Here is a 9,181-nt window from a genome sequence, read left to right as displayed (position 1 = left end):
CCGGTCATGATTCCTCTCCTTCCGGAAAGACCTCACCGACCTCCATTCCAAAAAACCGCCGGACCAGAGCACGAGCCTTTTCAATCGTGCATCCACCTTTTCCGATTGCAATTCCGACTTCACTACGGGTTGCTACAAAGGTGTTGATCTTATTGGTTTCAGTGTCTATCTGGATTCTGAGGATCTTGGCTGGTTTGAAGATATTTGCCAGAAAATCTTCTAATTTTTCGGCTGATTCAACCATCTCAACTTTTCGGCCCAGTACATTCTGAAGACGTCTGATATTGTCTCCTTTTTTACCGATAGCGTAGCCCATATCGCCAGTTTTGATCACGTAGATGATGCGGTCGAACTTTTCATCGATGACACAATCGAGAGCAGTGGATTTGGTGAGGATTCGTATCTCCTCAATATATCTGCGTTCTTTAAATCCGAGTGTACGTTCCATGAGTGAAACAATCTCCATATTCGCTGAGAGAAGTATCCGAAGATGGCTTTCCGAAATAACAAAAGATCCATACCACCCCCTGTATTCAGGTGAAAAAACCGGGGATGGAATATATTGAACATTTCTTTTGACAGGAAGACCGTGTTAATATTGCTGATATAATATTTAATTATTGCTTCCTGACCAAATCCACGAACTCAAAGGAACAATAGAAACAGGATTTTTCAACTTCGGGATCAAAGGTGAGGCAGTGCCCGCTGGGCGCTGCCTACCCGTGGGTGTGCACCAAGGGTAGTACTGATCGGAAGACGGGCTACCGGAGCATAGGGTGATCGTCGTGTCAGTAAGGATCTGAGTGAGTCAATTGAGGTGGTAAATTTACTCCCGTCTATGAACTCGAAATTAAGAGCACGCCCTGAATTAGACAGGTATGCAATCCCGGCAAGGGAACTTACATACTGTTTCCAGTTGGTACGGAGCTTGAAGGTCCGGGCAGAGATGATTCCCCGTAATGCCTGCTGAAGTTCATCAGTCTGAATACCATACCGTCTGCCTTCGATAACCACTTCTACAATTTCAGTAGGATTTCCTGCTTCATCAATGGTTATCATACGACTTTTTTGAATATATCCCGCTTTTTCGAGCATGATCTTCACGTTCCTGTCTACTGATACCATGCGAGAAAGAGGTATATAAACGCTAAAATAACAGGGCGAAAGTATTCTCAATTAATATTTTTTTAGAAAAATATTTGCATTGGATGATTAAAAAAAGAATTTAATTCCAATAATAAATTATTATAAGAGGTACGTTACTTTCGCAGATCTGATCTATGGTCACGGGAAGCAGTCAGAAACGATCTCCCCATCTGTTCAAGTTGTTCCATCTCCAGATATGAGGGGACAATAAAGGAATCATTAGTCATGACCGCTTCAGCAAGTTCACGATACCGAGTTGCCTGATCTGAATCAGGGGCATACTCGATGACAGTCATCGTATGCAACTCAGCATGCTGGACAATCTCATCACGGGGAATAGATGCAATAACCTTTGATCCAACCGCTGTAGCAAACGCTTCGACCAGTTCCTGTTCTCCAGGTGTATTGCGGGAATTACAGATGATACCTCCGAGACGACAGAGTTGCCGGGAGTTTTGTGAAATGCGGGCAATCGCTTTACAGATATTATTCGCCGCATACAGAGCCATCAGTTCCCCTGACGTGACCAGGTAGATCTCCTGGGCATACCCTTTGCGCATCGGCATAGCAAACCCGCCACAGACCACGTCACCCAGGACATCATAGAGGATTACATCACCTGAAAACGCCTGAAGCCGTTCAAGTAACTGAAATGTTGCAATGATACCCCGTCCTGCACATCCAACTCCAGGTTCAGGTCCACCAGCTTCTACACAGCGAATTCCCTGATATCCCGGAAAAACTACGTCATCTATGCCCAGTTCAGACTCACCCTTGTCCCGGATCAGATCGAGGACTGTTGGAATCAGTCTCCCCTGCATAAGCATGCGGGTGCTATCCCGTTTAGGGTCACACCCGATCTGCATCACCGCAAGATCCCGGTCGGCAAGAGCAGCGGAAAGGTTTGAGGATGTAGTAGATTTCCCAATACCTCCTTTGCCATAGATGGCGATCTGTTTCATTCCTCATATGATGGGATTGACAGTGGGATAAGCATTCATTTTCATAACCCGGCCATCTATAATCTGAATTATTCTGAAAAAGAGAGTGGGGCAGATGGCTCCTTTTGGACCGGTTTACTGAACGGCAGACATACGGGCATTGATAATCATCCAGTGATTGATAATCTGCCAGGATAAGATTAACCTCACCAGATCTGATCCTGCGATGACATCTACCCCGGTAAAGATATCAATAGGATGAACTCCGGTCTGTTCCTCGATATTGCGTTCAATCCGGTGGATCGTATCATGCGAAAGTTCTCCATCGATAGTTAGGGTTCTCATGCGGCGGTCATCCAGGTCAAGAGTACTGCATTCAAGCAGAAAGTCATGAGATGACCTGGTAAAAAGTCCACACAGATCGATGTTGAGTTCAATATCATCAAGGCAGGTTTCCGGGGGTTTCATACCCAGAGTGATGCGGTATATGTTACGGGTTGATCCCAATGCTTTCCCATATCCCGAATATGCGATCCTGATGACTGCCCCGGCATGGGCCCTTTGTGGAAGCACATACATCCGGTAATCGGGTTCACGCTTCTGAATCTCCTCCAAAACAGCTTCAGGTGTATAATTGCGTTTACCTACATCGCGCCTGAGTTTCCAGTCATATTTTACCTCATTATCAGGATCCACAAAGATGGTATAATCAAGATTCTGTAGTAGTTGCGGTGTCGCAAACGGATGTAGTCCTTCAAGAATGATAAACCGGGTAGGATGAAACAGTACCGGGTCCAGAAAGGTACCGGTTTCATGGGAATATACCGGTTTTTGTATCGGATTTCCCTGTTTCAGGAGTGCTACATCCCGGGCGAGCCGGTCAGAATCATTAGCGGCAGGCAGCAGGGGCGTAACCCCCAGTCTGGTCCGTTCATTGCGGTCATACCGGTGGTAATCATCAAGAGTTATGGTTGAGACAAGATCAGGGCCGAATATATCGACGATAGCATTTGAGAAGGTTGTTTTTCCCGATCCGGAATCACCGGCAACACCGATGATATAGGTATACAAGGATGAACGGATGGTATCATGAAATGTCTTGCCATTCATAACAATCAAAAAATGAAGTTCGGGAAGGGCCAGGATGAATCGGTTTTATCCGATTATGCTGAACTTGTCCAAAGCCCATGAACGTTGCAGTACGCCCGGGCTTTTACATCGGTGGTTGCACAGGGGAATTCTGCTTCTGCTTTACCGCCGGGAGATAACCGTTTTACAAAGTAATAGTCTCCTCCCTGAACTTCGATCCATTCGATGTAGTGTTTTTCTTCCATCGGGTGAGGTACTTCACCACACTTGACCAGAATACCAGAACCAGCCTTCTCAATGACCGGAACATGCTTCTCTTTCCCCTGATCTGCAGTCTTTTCTACCTGACGTACCATATCAGCACCACAACAGGCAAGATTTCCTGCTGATGGGTGAAATACCACGGTGATATTTCCGCATTTTTCACACTTGTATACTTCATAAAGCGATGTCATGGTTGCTCCTCAGACAGATCCGGTGTTCAGGGTAAGGTACCGGTTCTGCTCATACTGTTAGTTCAGCAGTATGTCAGATAAGTTTTGTTATAACCGAACGTTCGATACAGTATCTGCATAATATGGATTTTTAGTGAAATCCAATAATGATAATATTTCTCTCAGGTCACAAAATCGGGATGTATTTTTCCATGATTCCCTAACCCTGATCCCAGATAACCTTTATTACCAGTACCGGACATTCTCATTATCGATATGGAGTACATCCTGACAGAGGACACGTCAATAAAATCTGATTTCAGGTAATATTCGTGAACATATGGAAATTAATGCAGGTAATTGGGTCAGCCTGAAGATCCCGATACGCGGATTCTGAATATTGAGAACAAATATGAGACTTCAGAAGGTTTCAATTCTGGTTTTTTTTACACTTCTCTCCGTATTTCTCCTGATAATTAGTTTGTTCTTTTCAACTATCCTATTAACCAGTTATCGCGAACTTGAAGAACGGTACATTGAGAATGATCTTGACCAGGCGGTGAATAAACTCAATGATGAACTGTTTACCATGTCTTCTATCGCTTCAGACTGGGGACCCTGGGATGATACAGTCGAATTTATCAATGGGAATGACCCGAATTACCTTAACTCAAATCTTCAGCCCTACGGTTTTGATAACCTTAACCTGAATATTATGGCTTTTGCCAATGCAAGTGGTGAGATTGTCTTTTCGGGTTCGTATGATCTTCAGAACCGGGTGATGATCCCGGTTCCAGGGTTCTTCGCAGAACGGATTTCCCATTCCAATCCTCTCATGAATATGTCTGATTTCCATCATGTTACCAGAGGAATTCTAATGCTTCCCGAAAACCCGCTACTCATTGTATCACAACCCATTGTCTATTCCAATTATACCGGTCCGGCCCGGGGTGTAGTGATAATGGGGAGATATCTCAATGAAGAAGAGATATCCCGACTGGCAACCCTGACCCAGCCCTCATTGAGTCTGACCAGGATTACTGATCCATCCTTGTCACCAGACCTCATATCCGGGCTTACCCAAATGAGCAATCCTGTTCCCAAAGTAATCAGTGCAAAAAATGCAGACTATGTTGCAGGATACGCTCTTATCAGAGATCTCTATGGAGATGATGCACTTGTTCTCCAAATTACTGAATACCGGAATATCTACCATCAGGGAATAAACACTACCATTCAGGTTATTCTCATTATTCTCATCGGCGGTTTCTCACTGGGATTGATAGTGATTGTCCTGCTCAACCGGGTAATACTCAGAAGGATAGCCTCTCTCGCATCCCAGGTTCATTCTATCGGCCAATCCGGAAGTACGACAGACCATGTGGTGATCCTGGGTGATGATGAACTATCAGGACTCGCGGGCGAGATAAATCAGATGCTGGAGACAATAGAACATACTCAGAAGAAAGTCCAAACCAGCGAAGCCCAGTTTCGCGATCTGGTTGAAAAATTACCCGATTATATCCTTGTTTTTGGTGATGCAAATGAGATTCTCTACATAAATCAGGCCGCGAGTAAAGGACTTGGATATGTTGTAGATTCTATCGCGGATATGCCGGTCCGTGTATCAGATGGGACAACAGTCCAGGATCAAACGATATCCCGGGTTGCAGCAGAACTATGTGATACAACAGAGATGCCAATCAATGAACTGGAGATTCAGGTTCAGGATGGAAACTGGATATCCGTTCTTGTAAAAGGGACGAAGATCCTTTACAATAACTCCTCTGCCATTCTCCTGCTTCTCATTGATATCACACAGCGGAAGCAGCTTGAAAAGGAGCGTGATCTACATGAAAAGGAACTTGAGCAGTATTCACTATCGCTCCATCAGGCTAATACAAAACTACGCCTGCTCACCGGTCTGACGCGGCATGATGTCCAGAATAAACTTACATCCATGCAATCGTTCCATACTCTTGCAAAAGATGAACCAGACATCGGAATAACTCAGGAGTACATCGCTTACGCACAACAAGCAGGCCGTAAATTAGAAGCGATTATTGCATTCACCAGAGAATATGAGGATTTTGGGATCATTTCCAGCGGATGGCAGCCGGTTCACTCAATTGTTGAACTGGCACTTGCAGAGATTCCTTTAGGTTCTATCATCATAGAGAACCAGATTGCAGAGGAACTTGAGATTTATGCAGACCCCATTATCAGAAAGGTCTTCTCAACTCTTATGGATAACAGCATCAGGCATGGGGAGAGAGTAACCGGGGTACAATTCTCCTGCGTAATAGAAGATACCCAGTTGCTCATCATCTATGAAGATAACGGGGTGGGAGTTCAATATGAAGAGAAAAAGTATATCTTTGAACATGGGTATGGAAAACATACCGGCCTTGGTCTTTTTCTGGCAAAGGAAATCCTTTCAATTACCGGTTTGTCTATCAGGGAGTGTGGAGAACCAGGGAAGGGAGCACGGTTTGAGATTCAGGTTCCGATTGGAGCATTCCGATTCAAATAACATGAACGATGATCAGGAAGAGTTCATAATTTCCGGTCCAGAACAGAATTGTGCTTTATCATTTCATTAAACATTACTATCATGCTATGGTTCTGGTTATCGTTCTGATTGCATAAAAGTGATGCATCAGAAAGGGGTTTCAGATCCGGATACTGAAAGATCAACCCCAAATTCGGTAAATTTAAAAGATCTTATGATAATGTAGATTTAGACCGATTAATCTGACATTTTTAGATTCTCTAATTTGGAAGCATGGAATGAAACCTGATAAAGAGAAATATCCCTCATATCGGACAGTGCTGTTTGCCGTTATTACTTCGATCTTTTGTATTTTTATCATAATCATATCAGGAATTACCTATTTCTATATCATTGATCAGGTGATGGATGAATTCAACAATACCAGATTACAGACCGAGAAGACCGTTGTTTCATCAGTTATCCTTACAGAATATGGAGTTCAGTCATTTGATGCCCAATTCGATTATTTGCTACATGACAGGCTTCGTACATTACTACAGGCATACCAGCAGAATCGTGGACATGTCAACCAGATCGATCTGAAAGCTCTACTACAGAAGATATCCCCAGATAATTCTAATAAATTTGAACTCTATCTGATCAATAAAACCGGAGTAGTCGAATACACTACCTATCAGAAAGATTCCAATCTTGATTTTAGTCATACTCCTGACTTTTTATCATCACTGACTATGATACGTCTGGGTAATGAGTTCAAATCAGATCCCTGGATCCGTGATTATCATGATCCAACTATATACTGGAAATTTGGGTACCTTCCCACCGACGATCATGAATATCTGCTTGAAATAGGATTGAGAAATGAAAATTATACCCAATTGCACAATGCAATGTTTTCACAACTGAAAGCAGTATCTGTGCAGGCCTTGAATATTCCAAACCTTGTTTCAGTTGATATGTATGATATCAGGCATCGCAAACATACGCTGAAGTCTAATCATGCTGAAACAAGCAAGTCCCATACTTCAAGTATGATATCAGGAGATAAACTGGACCGGATACTGAACCAGACATTTGATTCCAGAGAGTCATCAATCATCGAGAATCCAGAAGATAATCAGATCATATCAGTCCAGTATTTTAATCTCTCAATGACCCAGTCACCTTCAGGTTCTGAACGAAAGTATGTTGGCATTCTGGTTTTTTCCACAGAAGAGATTGAAAATACAATCAGATGGCATAGCATCGGATTCATTATCGGTACCATCCTCTCACTAGTGCTGGGACTGATAATGGCCCATATTCTTTCCAGGTATATTTCCAAACCCATCGAGATGATGACTGAAGATGTTGGTATCATAGCAGACTCTTCATTAACCCATATGGTCAGATCTACCGGATTTACCGAGACTGAACAACTCAGATCCAGCATAAATCTGATGGTAAGCAGTATCAAAGAAAATATCCAGAAGATAGAGGATCAGAAAAAAGCGCTCAGGACTGAATTAACGTTACGAGAGAAGGCAGAAATATCCCTTGCCAAAGCAAACAAACGCCTGACCAACCTCTCTCAAATCACGAGACATGATATTCTGAACCAGTTGACCGCACTACAGTTTTATCTTCACGAGATTCCAGATACCACGGAAAAAACTGGTATCGATGAATATGCGAAAAAAGCACAACAAATCCTCGAAAAGATCATAATGCTTTTGAGATTCACCTATGATTATGAGAAGATCGGGGAGGAAAGGCCTGTCTGGCAAAATATCGGGCAAATCCTGAATAAAAACCAACAGGATTTCAAGGACCTTATCACCATCATCCAATCATGTGACGGGGTGGAAATTCTTGCCGACCGTCTCATTGCCAAGGTATTCTATAACCTTCTTGATAACACCATCAGGCATGGAGTAACCGCAGATACCGTCAAAGTATGCTTCGAAGAAAAACCGGATGCCGGGTACCTCGTCTATCTGGATAATGGGATAGGGATTCCTGATCGATTTAAACAAAAAATTTTTGATAGCGGGTTCGGGAAGGGGACAGGAATCGGAATGGCATTTATCAAGGATGTTCTGGAGGCTGATGATATCCGAATCAGAGAGGTAGGGTTTGAAGGTAAGGGAGTCAGATTTGAGATAGTAATACCCCGGGATCATTACCGGATAACTCCATAATCCTTCTTGAAGTTACTCGTTTCAGGATGAAAGTCGTCTGATTGTTCCTATCAGGATCTAACTTTTATAATGGGTCATGACATAATACTGTAAGGTAGCATGATAAACCGAATGATACTATTAATAGGACTATTTTTGGCATTAATAACGTTAATTCTACCAGTATCTGGCACCGATGGAAATGTGCCATATGATTTATTTTTGAAAGTTACCGGGTCATCCACTCATGAAGTCACTGATGGTCCAGGCCAGAATAAAACAGCGGGCAATAATACTACCATAACCACACCACAACAAATACCAACATTGCATATCTCTGCAAATGCTACACAGAATAAGACTGATACGGTGGTCATATCAAAAGAGTCAACAGCCCAGAACGCCACTCCAAATACGACACAACTAGATAATTCTCAAATAAGCATCCCCTATGAAAGACTCCTAAAAGAGGCAGATGCAGTAAAAGGAACGAATTATAATGTATCAGGGTATGTCAGTCAGGCTGTTGATACCACCGATTATGTAAAGGCGAACGGGATGGGAACAGATGGACAGGGAGTAGAATTGTGGGTAAATTATGATGACTTCAAATCTGGCGGGAATAGTACACCACAGATGATTCAGTTATATATGATTGACAAACCACTCGGGAGACCGGTGACTCAGGGAGATCGGATTACCGTAAATTGTGTGGCCTTGAGCCTGTTTACCTATGAAGGATCTGACGGGACGACTCATACCATCCCAGGTGCAGGGGTGACAACCGGGAAATTCAATTAAGGTTTTTTTGCTTCTGATGATCTTGACAGGTGACATACAGAGATGGATTCGCGGGGATCTATCAGAATTAAATGGCTGTGATTCTATATTTTTACT

8 protein-coding genes are annotated in these 9,181 nt (G+C 43.1%); 3 read left to right on the top strand and 5 right to left on the bottom strand.

Annotation, left to right across the window (positions count from 1 at the left end):
* Window positions 1–4: 4 nt before the first annotated feature.
* The 5 genes from LUQ50_RS08495 to LUQ50_RS08475 form a co-directional block, all read right to left on the bottom strand.
* Window positions 5–448, bottom strand: a complete 444-nt coding sequence (locus LUQ50_RS08495) for a NusA-like transcription termination signal-binding factor (RefSeq protein ID WP_300039129.1) — start codon at window positions 446–448, stop codon at window positions 5–7.
* Window positions 449–684: 236 nt separating this feature from the next.
* Window positions 685–1,095 (bottom strand): hypothetical protein, encoded by a 411-nt coding sequence (locus LUQ50_RS08490; RefSeq protein ID WP_300039126.1) that lies wholly within the window; start codon window positions 1,093–1,095, stop codon window positions 685–687.
* Window positions 1,096–1,259: 164 nt separating this feature from the next.
* The gene (cfbC, locus tag LUQ50_RS08485; RefSeq protein WP_300039123.1) at window positions 1,260–2,108 is read right to left on the bottom strand and encodes a Ni-sirohydrochlorin a,c-diamide reductive cyclase ATP-dependent reductase subunit; all 849 of its coding nucleotides are present in this window, start codon (window positions 2,106–2,108) and stop codon (window positions 1,260–1,262) included.
* A 114-nt stretch (window positions 2,109–2,222) separates the two neighbouring features.
* Window positions 2,223–3,197: a phosphoribulokinase gene (locus LUQ50_RS08480; protein ID WP_300039120.1), complete on the bottom strand. Its 975-nt coding sequence runs from the start codon at window positions 3,195–3,197 to the stop codon at window positions 2,223–2,225.
* 53 nt (window positions 3,198–3,250) lie between these two features.
* Complete coding sequence (locus LUQ50_RS08475; protein ID WP_300039117.1) at window positions 3,251–3,631, bottom strand: desulfoferrodoxin; 381 nt, start codon at window positions 3,629–3,631, stop codon at window positions 3,251–3,253.
* A 391-nt stretch (window positions 3,632–4,022) separates the two neighbouring features.
* Here LUQ50_RS08475 and LUQ50_RS08470 point away from each other — a divergent pair, with 391 nt between their 5' ends.
* The 3 genes from LUQ50_RS08470 (at window position 4,023) to LUQ50_RS08460 (ending at window position 9,085) form a co-directional block, all read left to right on the top strand.
* On the top strand, window positions 4,023–6,143 hold the full coding sequence (locus LUQ50_RS08470) for a CHASE4 domain-containing protein (RefSeq protein WP_300039114.1): 2,121 nt from the start codon (window positions 4,023–4,025) through the stop codon (window positions 6,141–6,143).
* 257 nt (window positions 6,144–6,400) lie between these two features.
* Window positions 6,401–8,305 carry a HAMP domain-containing sensor histidine kinase gene (locus LUQ50_RS08465; RefSeq protein ID WP_300039111.1) on the top strand — a complete coding sequence of 635 codons (1,905 nt, stop codon included), beginning with the start codon at window positions 6,401–6,403 and terminating at the stop codon, window positions 8,303–8,305.
* A gap of 183 nt (window positions 8,306–8,488) precedes the next feature.
* Window positions 8,489–9,085: a hypothetical protein gene (locus tag LUQ50_RS08460; protein ID WP_300039108.1), complete on the top strand. Its 597-nt coding sequence runs from the start codon at window positions 8,489–8,491 to the stop codon at window positions 9,083–9,085.
* Window positions 9,086–9,181: the final 96 nt, after the last annotated feature.

Source organism: Methanospirillum sp., assembly GCF_028679455.1.
Taxonomy (GTDB): Archaea; Halobacteriota; Methanomicrobia; order Methanomicrobiales; family Methanospirillaceae; genus Methanospirillum.
Note: the sequence above shows the minus strand (reverse complement) of the source record. Positions and strands in the feature narration are given on the sequence as shown.